Source organism: Streptomyces amritsarensis, from assembly GCF_001953875.1.
GTDB classification, from domain to species: Bacteria; Actinomycetota; Actinomycetes; order Streptomycetales; family Streptomycetaceae; genus Streptomyces; species Streptomyces amritsarensis.
In genome coordinates this window covers 1-19,094 of sequence record NZ_MQUR01000086.1, presented here as the reverse complement: position 1 = coordinate 19,094, position 19,094 = coordinate 1, and the positions used below count along the sequence as shown (strand labels likewise).

Genomic DNA, 19,094 nt, shown 5'->3' with positions numbered 1-19,094 from the left:
TGTGCCTTCACGCCTCTGGCCGGGCGCACGTGGCGCCCAGTCTGCCCCAGGGCAAGCACACGTCAAGCCAGGTGCCCGTTCCGTGACCACACGTGCACAGGGTGGCCTTGTCCGAACGGTGACCGGTTCTGAGGCTGTAGCGTTCACCGGAGCACCAATAAAAGAGGACTACCGCTGAGCGGCGGCCGAGAGAGACGACGGCGAGGACTGATGGCACCCGAACCCGAGGGAAACGGCGCCGGGATGACCGACGGTCCTGAGCACTGGGGCGACGGTGGCCTGGTGGGCGACGGCCGTTACCGGCTGACGCACCGACTGGGCCGCGGCGGCATGGCGGAGGTCTTCGCCGCCGAGGACGTGCGCCTGGGCCGCACCGTCGCCGTGAAGCTGCTGCGTGCCGACCTGGCCGAGGACCCGGTGTCCAAAGCCCGCTTCACGCGCGAGGCGCAGTCCGTCGCCGGCCTCAACCACCACGCCGTCGTCGCCGTGTACGACTCGGGCGAGGACCGGGTCGGCCCGAACACCGTGCCGTACATCGTGATGGAGCTGGTCGAGGGCCGCACCATCCGCGACCTGCTGATGAGCGCCGAGGCGCCGGGCCCCGAGCAGGCGCTCATCATCGTCTCGGGCGTGCTCGAAGCCCTCGCCTACTCGCACCAGCACGGCATCGTCCACCGCGACATCAAGCCGGCGAACGTCATCATCACCGACGCCGGCGCCGTCAAGGTGATGGACTTCGGCATCGCCCGCGCCCTGCACGGCGGGCAGGCGACGATGACGCAGACCGGCATGGTCATGGGCACCCCGCAGTACCTGTCGCCCGAGCAGGCCCTCGGCAAGGCCGTCGACCACCGCTCCGACCTGTACGCGACCGGCTGCCTGCTCTACGAACTCCTCGCGCTGCGCCCCCCGTTCACTGGTGAGACCCCGCTCTCGGTGGTCTACCAGCACGTCCAGGACGCGCCCGTGCCGCCCTCGCAGCTGCCGGAGGGCCAGCACATCCCGCAGGAGCTCGACGGCCTCGTCATGCGCTCCCTCGCCAAGGACCCGGACGACCGGTTCCAGAGCGCCGAGGAGATGCGCGGGCTGGTCCAGTACGCGCTCCAGATGCTGCACGACCAGGGCCCGAACACCGGTACCTGGAACACCGGCCCGGTCACCATGTCCCTGCCGCACGGGCGCGGCGGCGTCGCCGCCACCACGGCGATGCCCGTGGGCGGGAACGGCGGCGGCCAGCGGTACGGCTCGAACGCCTCGACCTCGCAGTTCCAGCAGCCGATGGTGCCGCCGCTGAATCCGGACGACGGCACGGCCTTCCCCGGCGCCCCCGGCGGCCACGGCGGCGGCCACAGCGGCGGCTACGAGGTCTACGACGACCGTCGGGGCAACGGCGGCGGCCGCTGGAAGATGTGGCTGTTCGCGGTGCTCGCGATCGTCGCGATCGCGGGCGGTGTGGCCTACGCCGTCAACAGCGTGGGCGGCAAGGGCGGCCAGAAGCAGGACCCGGGCACCACCCAGACCTCCCCCAGCGCCAAGCCGAGCCTGTCCGACTCGCCGAACCCGACGCAGTCGCGCCAGACCACGGACAACACGCCGGCGACCAACGACACCCCGCCGCCGGCGACCCGTACCCGGACGCAGACCGCCAGCCAGGCGCCCACGGCGTCGGCGTCGCAGTCGCCGACCGCGACGGCGACCAAGAGCAGCACGGCGACCGCGACCGCCACGCCGACCAAGACGGCCACGCCGACCGCGACGGCGACCAAGTCCCCGCCGCCGCCGGGACCTGACAGCGCGGAGTAGCGCGCAGTCACGCGGAGCGAATACGCGGCGGGGCCCGGCGGAATCGATTTCCGCCGGGCCCTTCCGTATCACCCCGTCAGAGGGCGTGCCCGCAGCGCCGGTCGGGATTGCCGTTCCCGGCGAGCGGGTGAACGGTGATGAACTGGGGTTCGATTCACATGGAGACGGGGTCGAACGCCCCACCGTCCACGGAATGCGGACCCGGACCGAAGAGTTCCAGTTCTGTCGTGGTCACCTCGGCGACGTGCGCCGTTCCGGTGAACTGCGCCGACCGGCGGCGGGGGTCGGGGGAATGGAAATTGCCGACCCGTTAGGACACCACGGCCCGGCGCTCGGCGGAGGCGGCCGGGAGGCGGCTCAGCGCCGCTCGGCCTGGAGGCGGGCCACGTAGGCGGCGGCCTGGGAGCGCCGCTCCATGCCCAGCTTGGACAGCAGGCTGGAGACGTAGTTCTTGATCGTCTTCTCGGCCAGGTGCAGGCGCTCGCCGATGACGCGGTTGGTCAGGCCCTCGCCGATCAGGTCGAGGATCCTGCGCTCCTGATCGGTGAGGCCCGCGAGGCGGTCGTCGCCCCTGCCGCCCTTGCCGTCGCGCAGCCGCTCCAGTACGCGGGCGGTGGCCACCGGGTCCAGCAGCGACTTGCCGGCGGCGACGTCACGCACGGCGCTGAGCAGCTCGTTCCCGCGGATCGCCTTGAGCACGTAGCCCGAGGCACCGGCCATGATCGCGTCGAAGAGGGCCTCGTCGTCGGCGAACGAGGTCAGCATCAGGCACTTGACGTCCTCGTCCTGGGAGCGCACCTCGCGGCACACCTCCACCCCGCTGCCGTCGGGCAGCCGGACGTCGAGGACGGCCACGTCGGGGCGGGTGGCGGGGATGCGGACCAGTGCGTCGGCGGCCGTGCCCGCCTCACCGACGATCTCGATGTCCTCTTCCACCGACAGCAGCTCGTGGACGCCCCGACGGACCACTTCGTGGTCGTCCAGGAGGAATACCTTGATTTTTCCGTCTTCGCGCACGAAGTCAGTTTCACACACTCACCTCTTCCCTGCCGGAGTTACCCGGGATAACGTGCCGTTGTTCCCGGCCCCTGCAAGGCTGTGACCAGTGGTTGTTCCCGCCGCTGCGGATTTACTTGGAAATCCAAGCAAAAACGCAGGTCAAACGGGGTTTCGCAGTTATGCGGCGCACTGGGTAACGTGCATTGCGCAGGGCACTCGCCGGGACGCCTGTCACGCCTGAATCCCGTACGCGACGCGCACCCACCCCGTGCGCTCGTTACGGATGCAGGTGAGCCGCACTGGACCCCGGAGAACCCGGGTGCCGGACCGACGGAGGAGCACAAGTGACCGTGGAGAGCACTGCCGCGCGCAAGCCGCGACGCAGCAGCGGCACCAAGCGGGCGGCAGGTGCGGCGAGCGCCGCCAAGCCCGCCGCTGCCACCGCGCAGACGCAGGACGCTGAACCTCAGCTCGTACAGCTGCTGACGCCCCAAGGGGACCGGGTCGACAACGCAGAGAATGCGGAGTTCGCGCCGTTCGTCGCAGACATCACCACCGAGGACCTGCGCGGCCTGTACCGCGACATGGTCATGACCCGCCGCTTCGACGGTGAGGCGACCGCCCTGCAGCGTCAGGGCGAGCTGGGCCTGTGGGCCTCGCTCCTCGGCCAGGAGGCCGCGCAGATCGGCTCCGGCCGGGCGCTGAACGACGCGGACTACGTCTTCCCGACCTATCGCGAGCACGGCGTGGCCTGGTGCCGCGGGGTCGACCCGACCAACCTGCTCGGGATGTTCCGCGGCGTGAACCACGGCGGCTGGGACCCGAACACCAACAACTTCCACCTCTACACGATCGTCATCGGCTCGCAGACGCTCCACGCGACCGGGTACGCGATGGGCGTGGCCAAGGACGGCGCGGACGCGGCCGTGATCGCCTACTTCGGCGACGGCGCGTCCAGCCAGGGCGACGTGATGGAGGCGTTCAACTTCTCCGCGGTCTACAACTCCCCCGTGGTGTTCTTCTGCCAGAACAACCAGTGGGCGATCTCCGAGCCGACCGAGCGGCAGATGCGCGTGCCGCTCTACCAGCGCGCCCAGGGCTTCGGCTTCCCCGGCGTCCGCGTCGACGGCAACGACGTCCTGGCCTGCCTGGCCGTGACCCGCTGGGCCCTGGACCGGGCGCGCCGCGGCGAGGGCCCGACCCTGGTCGAGGCGTTCACGTACCGCATGGGCGCCCACACCACCTCCGACGACCCGACGAAGTACCGGCGGGACGAGGAGACGGCGGCCTGGGAGTCCAAGGACCCGATCCAGCGCCTGAAGGCCCACCTGCTGGCCACCGGCGGCGCCGACGAGGCGTTCTTCGCCGAGCTGGAGGCCGAGAGCGAGGCCATGGGCAAGCGCGTGCGCGAGGCCGTGCGCGCCATGCCCGACCCGGACACCATGGCGATCTTCGAGAACGTCTACGCGGACGGGCACGCGCTCGTCGACGAGGAGCGCGCCCAGTTCGCCGCCTACCTCGCGTCCTTCGAGTCGGCCGAGGAGGGTCACTGATGGCTGTCGAAAAGATGTCGATCGCCAAGGCGCTCAACGAGTCGCTGCGCAAGGCGCTGGAACAGGACCCGAAGGTCCTGATCATGGGTGAGGACGTCGGCAAGCTCGGCGGTGTCTTCCGGATCACCGACGGCCTGCAGAAGGACTTCGGCGAGGAGCGGGTCATCGACACCCCGCTCGCCGAGTCCGGCATCGTCGGCACCGCCATCGGCCTGGCCCTGCGCGGCTACCGGCCGGTCGTGGAGATCCAGTTCGACGGTTTCGTCTTCCCCGCGTACGACCAGATCGTCACGCAGCTCGCGAAGATGCACGCGCGCGCCCTGGGCAAGATCAAGCTGCCGGTCGTCGTGCGCATCCCCTACGGCGGCGCCATCGGCGCGGTCGAGCACCACTCGGAGTCCCCGGAGACGCTGTTCGCGCACGTCGCGGGCCTGAAGGTGGTCTCCCCCTCGAACGCCACCGACGCCTACTGGATGCTCCAGCAGGCGATCCTCAGCGACGACCCGGTGATCTTCTTCGAGCCGAAGCGCCGCTACTGGGACAAGGGCGAGGTCGACACCGAGGCGATCCCCGGCGAGCTGCACAGGTCGCGCGTCGTGCGCGAGGGCGCGGACCTCACCCTGGCCGCCTACGGCCCGATGGTGAAGGTCTGCCTGGAGGCGGCGGCCGCCGCCGCCGAGGAGGGCAAGTCGATCGAGGTCCTGGACCTGCGCTCGATGTCCCCGGTCGACTTCGACGGGATCCAGGCGTCGGTGGAGAAGACCCGCCGGCTCGTGGTCGTCCACGAGGCGCCGGTCTTCCTCGGCGTGGGCTCGGAGATCGCCGCCCGCATCACGGAGCGGTGCTTCTACCACCTGGAGGCGCCGGTCCTGCGCGTGGGCGGCTTCCACGCCCCGTACCCGCCGGCCCGCCTGGAGGACGAGTACCTGCCGGGCCTGGACCGGGTGCTCGACGCCGTCGACCGCTCGCTGGCGTACTGAGGAGCCACGTTCCATGACCATCCGCGAATTCAAGATGCCCGACGTGGGCGAGGGCCTCACCGAGGCCGAGATCCTCAAGTGGTACGTCCAGCCCGGTGACACCGTCACCGACGGCCAGGTCGTCTGCGAGGTCGAGACGGCCAAGGCCGCCGTCGAGCTGCCGATCCCGTTCGACGGCACCGTGCACGCGCTCCTCTTCGAGGAGGGCACCACGGTCGACGTCGGCCAGGTCATCATCTCGGTGCAGACCGGCTCCGGCGGGGCCGCCGAGGCCCCGGCCCAGGAGATCCCCGCCCCCGCCGAGGCCGAGGAGGCCGCCCCGGCGGCCCGCCAGCCCGTGCTCGTCGGCTACGGCGTCGCCGAGTCCTCCACCAAGCGCCGCCCCCGCAAGGCCGCGCCCGCGCCCGCCGTGGCCGCGCAGAACGGCACCGCGGCCCCGGTGGCGGCTCCGGCCGCCGCCCCGGCCCCCGCGGCGCCCGCGGTCCCGGCGCAGCCGATGGGCGAGCGTCCGCTGGCCAAGCCGCCGGTCCGCAAGCTCGCCAAGGACCTCGGCATCGACCTGGCCTCGGTGGTACCGACCGGTGACGGCGGCGTCGTGACCCGCGAGGACGTCCACGCGGCGGCCGCCGCGGCGATCGCCCCGCAGGCCGGTCCCGCGGTTGCGGCCCCCGCCGCCCCGGCACCGGCGGCCGAGGCCGTCGCGGTGTCCGCCGCCGTGCCGGCGGACACGTCGGCGCGGGAGACCCGTATCCCGGTCAAGGGCGTCCGCAAGGTCACCGCCCAGGCCATGGTCGGCTCCGCCTTCACCGCGCCGCACGTCACCGAGTTCATCACCCTCGACGTGACCCGCACGATGAAGCTGGTCCAGGAGCTCAAGGACGACCCGGACCTCGCGGGCTTGCGGATCAACCCGCTGCTCCTGATCGCCAAGGCCGTCCTGGTGGCCATCCGCCGCAACCCGGACGTCAACGCGTCCTGGGACGAGGCGGCCCAGGAGATCGTGCTCAAGCACTACGTGAACCTGGGCATCGCGGCGGCCACCCCCCGCGGGCTGATCGTCCCGAACATCAAGGACGCGCACGCCAAGACCCTGGGCGAGCTGTCGGAGTCCCTGTCGTCGCTGGTCGCCACGGCCCGCGACGGCAAGACCTCCCCGGCCGACATGCAGAACGGCACGATCACCATCACCAACGTGGGCGTCTTCGGCGTCGACACCGGTACGCCGATCCTGAACCCGGGCGAGTCCGCGATCCTCGCGGTCGGCGCGATCAAGCTCCAGCCGTGGGTCCACAAGGGCAAGGTCAAGCCCCGCCAGGTCACCACGCTGGCGCTGTCGTTCGACCACCGTCTCATCGACGGCGAGCTCGGCTCCAAGTTCCTCGCCGACATCGCGGCGGTCCTGGAACACCCGCGCCGGCTGGTCACCTGGTCGTAGCGGACACCAGCACGACACCGACGGCCGGTCTCCCCCGAGGAGGCCGGCCGTCGGCCGTCGGCCGTCGGCCGTCGGCCGTCGGTGGTCGGTGGTCGGGGTGTCCGGGACACCCGCGGCAGGACGTGCCGGGCCCTTCCGATGGTTCCCGATCTGCGCAAGGCCTGCTCCCGGGCCGCACCTCCCGGTGCCCGGCGCACCCCGCGCGTGACGCTTCGCCGGGAGGATGCGGGCCTGGCGGCCGGGGTCGGGGCATCCGGCTCTCGCCCCAGGTAATGCCGTGGCCCGCGGATACGCCCTGTGTGATCATCTGCGGATGCTCTTTCGCGCCGCCACCGCCGGCCCCGCAGACCTGGACCGCGCCGTCGCCCACCCGGCCGACGGCCCCGTCCCCGCCCTGACCGCCGGGAGGATCCGCGAGGAACTCGCCGGGAACCGGATCCGCCCCGAGTGGATCTGGACCGCCGAGGACGCGGACGGCAGGATCCTGGCGCGCGCCCTGTGGTGGGGCCGGGCCGACAGCGAGCAGCCGATCGCGCTCGACTGCCTCCAGGTGGCGGCCGGGGTCGCCGACCCGGCCGCGGTCGCCGCCGGGCTGCTGGCAGCCGGTCATGCCGCCTTCGGCAGGCGGCCCGGCTACAACATCTCCCTGCCCCGCGGCTGGCGCGCCGACCCCGAGCTGGCCGCGGCGGTCGCCTGGCGGCAGGAGGCCGCGAACCGGACCGGCCTGACCCGCGAGATCGAGCGCCTGCGCTACGAGTGGACCCCGGCGGCCGGGACGGCGGAGCCCACCGGCCGGCTCGTCTTCCGCGAGGGCACCGACGAGGAGATGCTGGACGCCTTCGTCCGGCTCTCCCGGGGCAGCCTCGACCTGGCCACACAGCACGAACTGGAGCTGATGGACGCCGAGCAGCTGGCCCGCGAGGACTTCGACTTCTACCTCGACTGCCCCGGCGAGCGCTCCTGGTGGCGGCTGGCCCACCTGCCCGACGGCCGCCTCGCCGGTCTGGCCGTGCCCTCGGCGACCCCGTACCACCGCAACGTCGGCTACCTGGGCGTCGTACCGGAGCAGCGCGGCCAAGGCCTGATCGACGAGATCCTCGCCGAGATCACCCGCTTCCACGCGGCCGAGGGCGCCGAGCGCATCACCGCGACCACGGACACCGTGAACCTGCCGATGGCCGCGGCCTTCGACCGGGCCGGCTACGAGGTCACCGAGATCCGCCTCGTGCTGGAAGCCCCGGCACGGTGACCGCCACCCACCAGCCGCTGACCGAGGGCTCCTTGTGAGCCCGGCCCCCTTCCCCGGGAGGTAACCTGCCGCCCGGGGAAGGGGGCCGGGCATGTCCATCGCCGAACTGCAGGTCTACTCCGTCGAGGAGGCCGACGTCACCGGTGGCGTGTGCGTGGTCCGCTGCATCGGCGGGGTGGCCCGCGCCGGGCAGGTCTACGCCGTCGGCGCGTCGCGGATGGGCCTGCGCCACATCGAGCGGCACGGCCGGCCGGTCGGCTCGTTCGACGCCGGGCACACCGCGAAGGTCCATTTCAGCGGCGCCATCGTCGCGCTGCTCTCCCGAGGGCAGGTGCTGACCTCGGTGCCGCCCGACGGGCACTCGCTGGAGGACCTGGAGGCCTGGCTGGCCACCGGTCCGCCGCTGCGGGACGAGCCCCACCCGCGGACCCTGCGCGTCCTGGCCGGGGTGCGCATGCGCGACGAACGGCTGCCGGACGGGATCCGGCTGCGCTGGGGCCGGGTGGCGCTGGCCGCCACCCACCGCTGCGCGGCGGCCGAAGGCACGCCGGAGCTGGTCCGGGCGCCCGAACTGGCCTGCGTACACAGCTACTTGATCGAGCAGTTCGGGCCCGGTCCGGACGGCGGCGGCGACCCGGCGGCGCTGTGCCGGGATCTGCTCGCGCTGATCGACCTGACCCCGGCCCAGGCGGCGGCGCAGGGGCGGGTCTGGCGGGACCTCCCGCACCACCGCATCCGCCACCTGCGCCGCATCAAGTCCCTGATCCCGTGGCTCGCGGTGCTCCGGCCCCACCTCCCGGAGCACGATCCGCTCGGGTCGGCGGTCGATGCGTGGGTGCAGGCCAGGGCCCTGCTCCCGTAGACCGGGCCCGACCGCCGGGTGGCCGGGACCTGCGGCGCCGGGCGGGCGTGGCCGGGTGCGCAGGCGTGCCGGTCGGGCACCGCACCCGTCGGGCACCGCGCCACACCCGGAGCCCCGGTCCCCGCGCGTCGCGGCGGCCGGGGCTGCGGGCTGCTCCGGGGCCGTGTCAGCCCTGGCGGGCGGCGTTGCCGAGGACCTTGGTCGGGGTGATGCGGACGATCACGCGGACGTCCTCGGCCGGGGCGTCCAGGTACTCCTTGCCGGCACCCGGGCCCATGTACTCCTCGGCGATGCGGACGGCCACCGCGCGGCCGACGTCCTCGGTGACGGTGGCCGTGCCGCGGATCTCGGCGTAGAGGAAGGGGTTGGCGAGGTCGAAGACGGTCAGTCCGACCCGGCCGTCGCGGACGATGTTGCGCTCCTTGCGGCGGCCCCGCTCGGTGGAGATCAGCAGGTCGCCGCCGTCGCGGGTCACCCAGATCACGGAACTCTGCGGGCTCCCGTCGGGGTTGATGGTCGACAGGACGGCGGGGTGCGGCGCGTCGAGCAGCCCGCGCACGGTTTCGTTCAGCTCAACAGTCATGCAGCCGAGGCTAGTTGCGCGGGTGTGCGGTACGCGGGCGGATTTCGGCCGGGCCGCCGACTACCCGAGGTCGGTCACTCCCAGGGGATGTTGAGCCAGGGGCTCGCCGGGTCGGTGGTCAGCGTGACGTGGGCGGCGAGGCCTCCCGTGTACCAGGTGCCGAACTCCTCCTCGTCGAAGTGCAGGCACCGGCCGAGGACGTACCCGGCGGAGAACTCCCCCCATGAGCGGTACGTCCGGCGGGCCGCCTCCCCCGCGCGCAGTACGGCCTTTTCGCCCTCGTGCAGGGTGCCGTAGCGGCAGCCGATGCCCCAGCGGGCCATCTGGGAGGCGCGGCCGAGGTCCCAGGCCTCGACGGAGCGGACCCAGCCGTCCTCGGGCAGTAGTCCGTCCGCCCGGAAGCGCTGTTCGTAGCGGGCTATCCGGCCTATGAGTCGCTTGACGCCGGCTATCTCCCCCTCGACCTCGGCGGACGGGCGCGGCCGGGCGACGGTGACCCCGTCGGGGGTGAGCTGCGGCTCGGCGGCGCGTTCGGCGTTGCGGCGCAGGCTCGCCTCGGCGGCGTGCCGCCAGTGCTCGACGTCCACGGGCCCCGCGAAGTCGGAGGCGAGGACACGGCGGACGCGGAGCGCGAACTCCCACACGGGGCTGACCACGGTGGTGCTCAGGAGCTGCTCCAGGGTGGCGAGCCAGTCGGCCCGGTCGGTGATGCCCCAGCTCTTGGCGACGCGGCGGCGCTCGTGCTGGTAGCCGCCGCCGTGGTAGGCGAGCGCGTTCCAGAACTCGCCGTTGCTGACGGCGAGATGCCCGCCGACGGCGAGGCCGTGGGCGATGTCGCCGTGCAGGGGGCCGCCGGTGAAGAGGGCGTGGACCTTGAGCTCGGGCAGCCCGTAGCAGGGCGCGGCGTCCGCGTGCGCGCGCCAGCGGGCCAGGTCCGCTGGGGTGGTGGTGAGGTACGCCTCGGCCGGGGAGCCCGGGTTCACGGCGAGGAAGGCGGGGTCGTCGGCGGCCCACACCGTGGAGAACCAGCCCAGGCTCCGGGACTCGAAGACCGTCTCGGGGGTGGGCGCGGGCAGCATGCCGGCCGTGTGGACGGCGAGCATGCGGTCCGGGGTGGGGTGGAAGAAGACCGAGTCGGGGTGGGCGTCCGACTGCACGCGGGACTGCACCAGGTAGAGCCGGGCGCGTGCGAGCACATCGAAGTACGCGGCCCAGTCGCCCGCGTTCTTGGCCTCGTACAGCTCTCGCTCGATGATGCTCGGCGCGATCCAGGTGCCCATACGGGGACCTTATACGGACCCCTCCACGGGCAAGTCTCCGCATTCCGCCCGCCCTCGGGGGCGGCGGCAGCGACTGACGCGCGGCCGATCGGGCCCGTCGGCACGCCCCCTCATGCCACCGCGCGACCGTGCGGACCCCCTTGACGGGCCCCGGCGGCGGAGGGACGCTCCCCGGATCTCTGATCCGAACGGTTGCAGCCGGGGGGCCGCCATGCCGCAGGAGTCTGTTCAGTCGGTGGGGGAGTTGCGTGCGCAGCTGATCGCGCGGGGGGCGCGCTGGTCGGTCCTGGAGCACCTCGCCGACGAGGAGCCGGTCCCGCGGCCCTCCCTGGGTCTGGAGCCCGGGGCGAACCTCACGCCCGCCGAGGACGTGGGCCGGATCGACCTGCGAAGGATCATCGGGCACGCCAGCGGCAACCCGCACCTGACCCGGCGCCGGGCCGCCCACGGGCTGCTGGCCGGCGCCGCGGAGGGGGCGCCCGTCCGCGGCGCGCGGCCGGCCGCCGTCGACTGGCGCAACCGCTGGGGCTGGCCCTGGATCACCAAGGTCAAGGACCAGAACCCGTGCGGCTCCTGCTGGGCCTTCGGCGCCGCCGGCCTGGTGGAGTCCATGGCCCGCATCGAGCACGACGTGTGGGCGGAGCGCTCCGAGGGGGACGTCCACGACGGCCTGCGCTTCAGCTGCGGGCAGGGCAGCAACCCGGAGACCGCCCTCGACTGGATCAAGGCCAACGGCGGTCTCGCCGACCCGGACTGCTGGCCGTACAGCACTCCGCCCGCCGGGTTGCCGGCCGCCCGCCGGGACGCGTGGCGCGCCGAGTACACGCCCAGCTGGGACCGGTCCGGCCGGACCGTCCGGATCACCGACTACGTCCGGCTCGGCGACGTCGAGCAGCAGAAAGTGTGGCTGGACACCGTCGGCCCGCTGACCGCCTGCTTCGACGTCTACGACGACTTCTTCGGCCTCGGCTCCGGGGTCTACCACCGTACGAGCGACCGTCTCGCGGGCGGCCACTGCGTCCTGGTCGTCGGCTACGACGACGCGGCGGGCTGCTGGCTGTTCAAGAACTCCTGGGGCACCGGCTACCACGTCGGCGGCTACGGCCGGATCGCCTACGGCGAGGTCAACATCGACCACTGGGCCAAGTGCGGGCTGCGCGGCACCAACCCCGACCCGTGGACCAAGCGCCGCCTGCACACCGGCAACGTCTACGAGAGCGGCAACGGCCGCGCCCACCGCAACTTCGAGCTCCTCGCGACGACCACGGGCGCCCGCCTCCAGCACTGGTGGCGCGAGGGCGACGCCCCCTTCGCCTGGGCCCGCGCGGGCACCTTCGCGAGCGACGCCTCCGGCCAGCCGGCCTTCACCGGGACCACCTACAACCGCAACATGGAGTCCCTGCACGTGACCACCGGTGGCCGGCTGCGCCACTGGTACTACGAACAGTCCGCCGGGGTGTGGCGCGACGGCGGCCTCTTCGGGCCGGGGGACGCGGCCGTCGGCTCCACCCCGGCGTTCATCCAGAGCGACTACGGCAAGCCCGGCAACTTCGAGGTGGTCGTCCGCACCGCCGACGGCCGCCTGAACCACTGGTGGCGGATCAACGGAGCCCCCTGGACCTGGAACGACGGCGGCCGCTTCGCCTCCGGCATCGCCCACTACGGCCCCGCCCTGGTCCAGACCCGCGCCCGCCACCTCGACCTGGTCGCCGCCCGAACCGACGGCCGCATGCAGCTGTGGTGGCGCGACGACCCGAACGGTTTCACCTGGCGGGCCGGGGAGGTCTTCGGCAGCGGTACGCCGGCCACGTCCGCGCCCTGCCTGATCGAGGGCCAGTACGGGGCCGCCGACGAGGACACCGCCGGGAACTACGAACTGTGCGTGGCCGTGGCCGGCGGACAGGTGGAGCACTGGTGGCGCGGCAACGCCGGCGGCTCGCCCTGGCGGCGCAGCGCGGTCTTCGGCCATGACGTCGCCTCGGTCACCGGGATGCTCCAGGGCAGCTTCGGGTTCAACCTGGAAGTCGTCGTCCTGCGCACCGACCGCCGCCTCCAGCACTGGTGGCGCGACGGCGCGGGCTGGCACGAAGGGCCGGTGATCGGCCCCGTCTGAGAGGACCGGGCGGGCGTGGAGGTACGCAGGGTCGTGCTGGGCCCCGGTGAGCGCTACGAGCTGCGGCTCACCGGGCGAGGGGCGCGCGGATACGTGTGGACCTGGCAGGTCACGGGCGACGCGGACGTGGTGTCGGTGGCGCCGGGGCCGGTCCTCGCGGGCGGTGCGGCGCCCGGTGCGGCGGTGGAGCTGAGCTACGTCGTCGGGGCCCGGCCCCCGGGCGGGGGCCGGGCCAGGATCCGTTTCGCACAGGTCCGGCCGCCCTACCCGGACGAGGCCCCGTACGACGAGTTCGTGCTGGACGTGGAGGTCACGCCGGGGAGCGGCGGCGCGGGCTGAGCACGGCATGCTGCAGGGCCTCCAGGGGGCCGCGGTCGAAGCGGCGCAGCCACAGCCACGACCCGGCGGCCAGGACCAGGGCCACGCCCGCCCACAGGCCCATCACCCACCAGGGGCCGCTGCCGCCGAGCCGGTCGGCCAGGCCGAGCCCGATGCCGTAGCAGAGCAGCATGCAGAGCAGGTTCTGGGCGACGTAGCAGGACAGGGCGGTGCGGCCGACGGAGCCGAGGGCGCGGGTCACGGGTGCGGGCACCCACAGCCGGTCCAGGGCGATGCCGATCAGGCCGATGTAGCCGAGGGCGAGCAGCGGCGCCGCTCCGTAGCGGCCCAGGGCGAAGAAGTCCTCGCCGCCGAGGGTGGCCGCGGCGTTCAGCGGCAGCCCGAGGCCCAGGCCCCAGGCGGCCAGCCGGGTGCGGATGCGGCGGCCTTCGGCGGTGGCGGTGAAGGCGCCCGCGCGGTGCAGCCGCACCCCGAGGAGGAAGAGGAGGACCAGCAGACCGAAGGAGAAGACGGGCTCGATGCGCAGCGCCACGGCGTTCTCCAGGCGGAAGGCGACCTGGGCCGCGTAGCCGCCGTGCGCGTACAGCTCGACGGCGGCCGGGCCGGGCCCGTCCGGTCGCTGCGGCGAGGTGTCCGAGGCGCTCGTCGCGGCGAGGGTCACCAGCGCGACCAGCACCAGGTGCACACCGCCGGCCGTCCACATGGCCACGCGCCGGACCTTCTCCGAGCGGGCCAGCAGCCAGGCGACGAGCAGGGCGGTCACGGCGTACCCCATCAGGACGTCCCAGGCGAAGACGAGGACGAAGTGGACGGTGCCCTCGACGAAGAGGAAGGCGGCGCGCTTGGGATAGCGGCCGGGCCACCGTTCGCCGCGGCGGGCGGTGGAGTCGAACTGGATGGCCAGCCCGACCCCGAACAGCACCGTGAGCAGGGCGAGGAACTTGCCGTCCGCGAGGAAGCGGAAGACGGCTTCGGCGATGTTCGCCGCCGAGGGGTCCGCGATCGGGTCGGGCGCCCCCAGACCGCCCTGGAGCACGCCCCACTCCGAGCCGGGGGAGGCGAAGATCCAGACGTTGGTCATGAGCGTGCCGAGGATGGCGGCGCCGCGCAGCACGTCCAGCAGGGGGAGCCGGGTGGTCGTGCGGACCACCGGGGCGAGGGTGTCGGCCATGACTCCAGGCTCCCGGCGCGGGGGGCCGGGTACGTCCTGCGGGTGGACGAGCGCGCGGTACATCCTTCGGTGCAGGCGGGGGCGGTCGGGGTCGGAGAAGCCCCGGGGCCCGTCTCCTGCCGCGGGCGGATGTCCCGCAGCGGGGCCACAGCCCGCAGCGGGTCCACATCCCGGACGCGGCCACGGCTTGCACCCCTGTTGTATCTAAGCTGTGCGCATGCCTGCCGCCACCCGTACCGCGACCGCCGCCGAACGCGTCTACCGGCACGTCAAGCACGGTGTGCTCGACCGCCGCTACGAGGGCGGCACCCTCCTGACCGAGGGTGAACTCGCCGAGGCGGTCGGGGTGTCGCGGACCCCGGTCCGCGAGGCGCTGCTGCGCCTGGAGACCGAGGGACTGCTCAAGCTGTATCCGAAGAAGGGCGCGCTGGTCCTGCCGGTCTCCGCGCAGGAGATCAACGATGTCCTCGAAACCCGCCTGCTGGTCGAGGAGTTCACCGTACGCAGGGCCGTGCCGGCACCGGCCGGCCTGCTGGACCGGCTGGAGGAGCTGCTCGGCGAACAGCGCCGGCACGCCGCGGCGGGCGACCTCGCCGCGATGACGGCGGCGGACCGGGGCTTCCACGCCGAGATCGTGCGCAGCGCCGGGAACCAGATCCTGTGCCGGCTCTACGACCAACTCCGCGACCGGCAGCTTCGGATGGGTGTGGCTCTGCTGCACGCCCACCCCGACCGGGTGGAGCGGACACTGGCCGAGCACGCCGGGATCCTGGACGCGCTGCGGGCCGGGGACGCCGGGGCGGCCGCCGCTGCCGTGCGCGGTCACATCGGCCGGGTCGAGTCGCTGGTGCGGGGGCCGGGCCGGTGAGCGCCGGCCGGACGAGCCCGCCCCCGGCGGCCGCGGCGGCCGGGGGCGCCGGGCCCGAGGACCCGCCGGGCGGCGGGCGGGCCGTCGCCGTCTGGGGCATCGGCGTCGCCGTCTACTTCGTGGCGGTGATCTTCCGTACCAGCCTGGGCGTGGCCGGTCTGGAAGCGGCGGATCGCTTCCACGTGGGCGCCTCGGCCCTGTCCGTCTTCTCCCTGCTCCAACTCCTCGTCTACGCGGGCATGCAGATCCCCGTCGGCCTGATGGTGGACCGGCTCGGCACCAAGAAGGTGCTGACGCTGGGCGCGGTCCTCTTCACCGCGGGGCAGCTCGGCTTCGCCCTCGCCCCCTCCTACGAGACGGCCCTCGCCGCCCGGGCGCTGCTGGGCTGCGGCGACGCGATGACCTTCATCTCGGTGCTGCGGCTCGGCACCCGCTGGTTCCCGGCCCGGCGCGGGCCGCTGATGGCGCAGCTGGCCGGGCTGGTCGGCATGGCGGGCAACCTCGTCTCCACGCTCGTGCTCGGGCCCGTGCTGCACGGCATCGGCTGGACCGCGGCCTTCGCCGGCAGTGCGGCGGCCGGGCTGGTGGTCCTGGTGCCGCTGGTGCTGTTCCTGCGCGACCACCCGGCGGGGCACGGGCCGGCGCCGGCGGCGCGCACCGGCGGCGCGGGCTTCGTGCGCCGCCAGATCAAGGAGTCCTGGAGCGAACCGGGCACCCGGCTCGGCCTGTGGGTGCACTTCACCACGCAGTTCCCCGCGATGGTGTTCCTGCTGCTGTGGGGCATGCCCTTCCTGATCGAGGCGCAGGGGCTGACGCGGAGCACCGCGGGCGGGCTGCTGACGCTGGTCGTCGCCTCGAACATGGCGCTCGGACTGGTCTACGGCCAGATCATCGGCCGCCGCCAGTCCTCGCGGATACCGCTCGCCCTGGGGACGGTGGGCCTGACGGCGCTGCTGTGGGGGGCGGTCCTGGCGTACCCGGGCGGGCACGCGCCGATGTGGCTGCTGACCACCCTGTGCCTGGTACTGGGCGGCTGCGGCCCGGCGTCGATGATCGGCTTCGACTTCGCCCGCCCGGCCAACCCGGCCGAGCGCCAGGGCACCGCCTCCGGGATCACCAACATGGGCGGCTTCATCGCCTCGATGACCACCCTGCTGGCGGTGGGCGTCCTGCTGGACGCCACGGGCGACGACTACCGCGTCGCCTTCTCGACGGTCTTCATCCTCGAAGCGCTCGGTGTCAGCCGGATCCTGAGCCTGCGCCGGCGCGCACTGTCCCGCGAAGCGGCCCGCGGCCGCGGCACCGTCCCCGCGCAGGCACGCGGGCCGCAGGCCGGGCACGCGGGCGGGCCGCAGGCCGGGCAGGCGTCCGGGCAGGCGGGCGGGCCGCAGGCGGAACCGCAGCCGCGGCCCACCGCGTGGCCCCTGCCGGAAACAGCAGGGCGCGAGACGCCGTAGGCCGCCGCCCGGCCGCCCGGGCCGTGCCGCTGCGGACCGCCTGGACGCTCCCGCCCGGACAGACCGCCTACGGGGTCACGGAGAACTGCGTCAGGATGGCCTCCGCCAGCTGCGCGTCGCCCTCCACCTTCACCCGGTCGGCCACCGTGTGCGCCCGTACCCGGCCCGCCGCGAGCCGGACGTAGGTCTCCCAGTCCAGGGTCAGCGTCACCGCCGGGCCGAGCGAGGGGGACTTGTCCACCGTGCCCCGGCCGTCCGCGTCCACCCGTACCGTCCGCATGAACTCCAGCTGACCGTGCACGTCGATCACCACCGCCGAGTTCGCCGGCGCTCCCGCACGCTTCGCCACCACCTTCGGCAGCCCGGCCAGCAGGAGGTCCCGCGCCACGTACGCGCCCGGCGAGTCCCAGTTCCCCGGCGCCCCCAGCGCCCACCGCAGGTCCTGCTCGTGGATCCACACGTCGAACGCCCGCAGCCGCAGCGCCTGTTCCAGGGTGACCTGGTCGCCCAGCGGACCGCGCACCATCGTGTCCGGATCCCGCTTCTCGTTGCGCAGCTGCCGCGCCCGGCGGATGACGGTGTACTCCAGCTCCGAGGTCATCTCCGGCGCGGTGTGGTGGCGCCGCACGTCGACCTGCACCTCCATGTACCGGCTGAACTCGTCCACCACGTGCCGCAGGTCCCGCGCCACGGTGTGGATCGGCCGGGGGTCCCCGAGCTGCTCGCACTCGATGCCGATGATGTGGGAGACGACGTCGCGGACCGACCAGCCGGGGCACGGCGTCGCCCGGTTCCACTCGCCCTCCGCCAGGGGGAGGACCAGCTCGGATATCGCCTCGATCGAGTGCGTCCACGCGTCGGCATAGGGCTGAAGACTGGGATGCGGATGGACGGTCAACGGGACCCCTCGCGGTGCTGTTCAGTGGCGTCGTTCAGTGGCGCGTTTCGGAAGCAGTGGACTCAGTTTCCAAAACTACGCTGCCTGTGAGCACCCCGGCAGTGCTTTCGTGTGACGATTCATGACCCCGAGTTGACGGCTTGAACGCCAGGACGGTGGTAGTGTGCGCGCCTCGCTGATCCAAATCGCAGTGAACGAGGGCGAGTCGGTGTCTTCCCGACGTGCCCGCGTGGCCGATCTCGTACGGGAACAGGACGAGTCCGATCTCGTCGTGCTGCCCGAGCTGTGGACGGTCGGCGCCTTCGCGTACGAGCAGTTCGAGACCGAGGCCGAGCCGCTGGACGGGCCGACCTACGAGGTCATGGCCGAGGCGGCACGCGACGCGGGGGTCTGGCTGCACGCGGGCTCGGTCGTGGAGCGCGCAGGCGACGGCTCCCTCTACAACACGACGCTGGTCCTCTCCCCGGCCGGCGAGCTCGCCGCCACCTACCGCAAGATCCACCGCTTCGGCTTCGACCAGGGCGAGGCGGTCCTCATGTCCGCCGGCGAGTCCCTGACCACGGTGGAGCTGCCGGAGCAGACCCTCGGCATCGCCACCTGCTACGACCTGCGCTTCCCGGAGCTGTTCCGCGGCCTGGTCGACGCCGGGGCGACGGCGATGGTCGTCGCCGCGGGCTGGCCCGCGCGCCGCCGCGCCCACTGGACGCTGCTGAACCGGGCGCGCGCCGTGGAGGACCAGTCGTACGTCCTGGCGTGCGGGCTGGCCGGCACCCACGCGGGAGTGGAACAGGCGGGCCACAGCCTGGTCGTGGACCCGTGGGGGGAGGTCCTGGCGGAGGCCGGCACCGGCGAGGAGGTCCTCACGGTGGAGCTGGACCCGGCCAAGGTCGCCGACACCCGCAGGCAGTTCCCGGCGCTCAAGGACCGCCGCCTGGGCCGCTGACGGTCAGCTGGCGAGGAACCACGGCCCGAGCGCGAGAACGGCGGGAACGGGGCAGGCCAGCGCGCCGAGGAGCAGCATCCGCGTAGCCGCGGCCATCTCGCGGAAGCGGGACGTGCGGGCCAGGGCGACGAGCGCGGCGGCCCCCGCCGGGAACAGGAGCAGCAGCAGGAACAGGCCGCCGGAGGGGTGCCCGGCCGCGGCGGTCCAGAGCAGTGCCACGCAGGCGAGGCCGCCCACCCAGGAGACCGAGAGGGCGGTGACCGCCCACAGCAGGACCGCGAGCGCGACGACGGCGGGCCGCTCCTTGCGGACGGGCCTGGCGGGCTGCCACGGACCGTACAGGGCGGCGTAGGTGCTGGGGTTCACCGTGGGTTCCTTCCGTGGTGCCGAGGGGTCCCTCCGGGGACACAGCCGATCCTCGCCGCCGGGTCGCCGCCACGGCATGAGCACGGATGCTCAGCCGCCCGCGAACCACGTACTCAACTCCGCCCGCGCCCCCCGGCCCAGCCGCCCCCGTCGGGCCCCGGGCCGGCTCGGGTCCGGGCCCCGGGCCGGCTCGGG

General features: G+C 73.4%; 17 protein-coding genes. 11 read left to right on the top strand and 6 right to left on the bottom strand.

From position 1 onward, the window contains the following. Positions 1 to 210 precede the first annotated feature (210 nt). On the top strand, positions 211 to 1,803 hold the full coding sequence (locus AVW11_RS28175; RefSeq protein WP_076046400.1) for a protein kinase domain-containing protein: 1,593 nt from the start codon (positions 211 to 213) through the stop codon (positions 1,801 to 1,803). A 357-nt stretch (positions 1,804 to 2,160) separates the two neighbouring features. Here the strand turns inward: AVW11_RS28175 and AVW11_RS28170 are convergent, their stop codons facing one another. Continuing rightward, positions 2,161 to 2,820 carry a response regulator gene (locus AVW11_RS28170; RefSeq protein WP_076046399.1) on the bottom strand — a complete coding sequence of 220 codons (660 nt, stop codon included), beginning with the start codon at positions 2,818 to 2,820 and terminating at the stop codon, positions 2,161 to 2,163. A gap of 326 nt (positions 2,821 to 3,146) precedes the next feature. Here AVW11_RS28170 and pdhA point away from each other — a divergent pair, with 326 nt between their 5' ends. From pdhA to AVW11_RS28145, 5 genes are all read left to right on the top strand, one after another. After that, positions 3,147 to 4,355, top strand: coding sequence for a pyruvate dehydrogenase (acetyl-transferring) E1 component subunit alpha (gene pdhA, locus AVW11_RS28165; protein ID WP_030839114.1), 1,209 nt, complete (start codon positions 3,147 to 3,149; stop codon positions 4,353 to 4,355). Then, positions 4,355 to 5,335, top strand: a complete 981-nt coding sequence (locus tag AVW11_RS28160) for an alpha-ketoacid dehydrogenase subunit beta (protein ID WP_030839112.1) — start codon at positions 4,355 to 4,357, stop codon at positions 5,333 to 5,335. The genes pdhA and AVW11_RS28160 overlap by 1 nt, the downstream gene beginning before the upstream one ends. Before the next feature lie 13 nt (positions 5,336 to 5,348). Next, complete coding sequence (locus tag AVW11_RS28155; RefSeq protein ID WP_076046398.1) at positions 5,349 to 6,770, top strand: dihydrolipoamide acetyltransferase family protein; 1,422 nt, start codon at positions 5,349 to 5,351, stop codon at positions 6,768 to 6,770. Between the two features lie 313 nt (positions 6,771 to 7,083). Beyond that, entirely contained in the window at positions 7,084 to 8,019 is a 936-nt protein-coding gene (locus tag AVW11_RS28150; RefSeq protein ID WP_079250829.1) for a GNAT family N-acetyltransferase, read from the top strand. Positions 8,020 to 8,110: 91 nt separating this feature from the next. After that, entirely contained in the window at positions 8,111 to 8,881 is a 771-nt protein-coding gene (locus tag AVW11_RS28145) for a hypothetical protein (RefSeq protein WP_076046397.1), read from the top strand. Positions 8,882 to 9,047: 166 nt separating this feature from the next. On the opposite strand, the gene AVW11_RS28140 is transcribed toward AVW11_RS28145, so the two are convergent. Together AVW11_RS28140 and AVW11_RS28135 are read right to left on the bottom strand one after the other, a co-directional pair. Then, complete coding sequence (locus AVW11_RS28140; protein ID WP_060177124.1) at positions 9,048 to 9,464, bottom strand: PPOX class F420-dependent oxidoreductase; 417 nt, start codon at positions 9,462 to 9,464, stop codon at positions 9,048 to 9,050. A 74-nt stretch (positions 9,465 to 9,538) separates the two neighbouring features. Then, positions 9,539 to 10,744 (bottom strand): DUF1266 domain-containing protein, encoded by a 1,206-nt coding sequence (locus AVW11_RS28135; RefSeq protein WP_030839095.1) that lies wholly within the window; start codon positions 10,742 to 10,744, stop codon positions 9,539 to 9,541. A 235-nt stretch (positions 10,745 to 10,979) separates the two neighbouring features. Between AVW11_RS28135 and AVW11_RS28130 the strand changes: the two genes are divergently transcribed. Next, entirely contained in the window at positions 10,980 to 12,857 is a 1,878-nt protein-coding gene (locus tag AVW11_RS28130; RefSeq protein WP_240528284.1) for a C1 family peptidase, read from the top strand. A gap of 15 nt (positions 12,858 to 12,872) precedes the next feature. Beyond that, positions 12,873 to 13,196 carry a hypothetical protein gene (locus tag AVW11_RS28125; protein ID WP_060177121.1) on the top strand — a complete coding sequence of 108 codons (324 nt, stop codon included), beginning with the start codon at positions 12,873 to 12,875 and terminating at the stop codon, positions 13,194 to 13,196. On the opposite strand, the gene AVW11_RS28120 is transcribed toward AVW11_RS28125, so the two are convergent. Next, complete coding sequence (locus tag AVW11_RS28120) at positions 13,168 to 14,367, bottom strand: DUF418 domain-containing protein (protein ID WP_076046395.1); 1,200 nt, start codon at positions 14,365 to 14,367, stop codon at positions 13,168 to 13,170. The two genes, AVW11_RS28125 and AVW11_RS28120, sit on opposite strands and share 29 nt — an antisense overlap. Positions 14,368 to 14,584: 217 nt before the next feature. Here AVW11_RS28120 and AVW11_RS28115 point away from each other — a divergent pair, with 217 nt between their 5' ends. Together AVW11_RS28115 and AVW11_RS28110 are read left to right on the top strand one after the other, a co-directional pair. Then, positions 14,585 to 15,235 carry a GntR family transcriptional regulator gene (locus tag AVW11_RS28115; RefSeq protein ID WP_076046403.1) on the top strand — a complete coding sequence of 217 codons (651 nt, stop codon included), beginning with the start codon at positions 14,585 to 14,587 and terminating at the stop codon, positions 15,233 to 15,235. Continuing rightward, positions 15,232 to 16,692 carry an MFS transporter gene (locus tag AVW11_RS28110; RefSeq protein ID WP_079250827.1) on the top strand — a complete coding sequence of 487 codons (1,461 nt, stop codon included), beginning with the start codon at positions 15,232 to 15,234 and terminating at the stop codon, positions 16,690 to 16,692. Before AVW11_RS28115 ends, AVW11_RS28110 begins: the two co-directional genes overlap by 4 nt. Before the next feature lie 67 nt (positions 16,693 to 16,759). On the opposite strand, the gene AVW11_RS28105 is transcribed toward AVW11_RS28110, so the two are convergent. Continuing rightward, positions 16,760 to 17,590, bottom strand: a complete 831-nt coding sequence (locus AVW11_RS28105) for a maleylpyruvate isomerase family mycothiol-dependent enzyme (protein WP_030839077.1) — start codon at positions 17,588 to 17,590, stop codon at positions 16,760 to 16,762. Between the two features lie 163 nt (positions 17,591 to 17,753). On the opposite strand from AVW11_RS28105, the gene AVW11_RS28100 reads away from it, so the two are divergent. Next, positions 17,754 to 18,533, top strand: coding sequence for a carbon-nitrogen family hydrolase (locus AVW11_RS28100; RefSeq protein ID WP_030839074.1), 780 nt, complete (start codon positions 17,754 to 17,756; stop codon positions 18,531 to 18,533). A 3-nt stretch (positions 18,534 to 18,536) separates the two neighbouring features. Here AVW11_RS28100 and AVW11_RS28095 read toward each other — a convergent pair whose 3' ends face one another. Then, the gene (locus tag AVW11_RS28095) at positions 18,537 to 18,899 is read right to left on the bottom strand and encodes a hypothetical protein (RefSeq protein ID WP_076046394.1); all 363 of its coding nucleotides are present in this window, start codon (positions 18,897 to 18,899) and stop codon (positions 18,537 to 18,539) included. Positions 18,900 to 19,094: the final 195 nt, after the last annotated feature.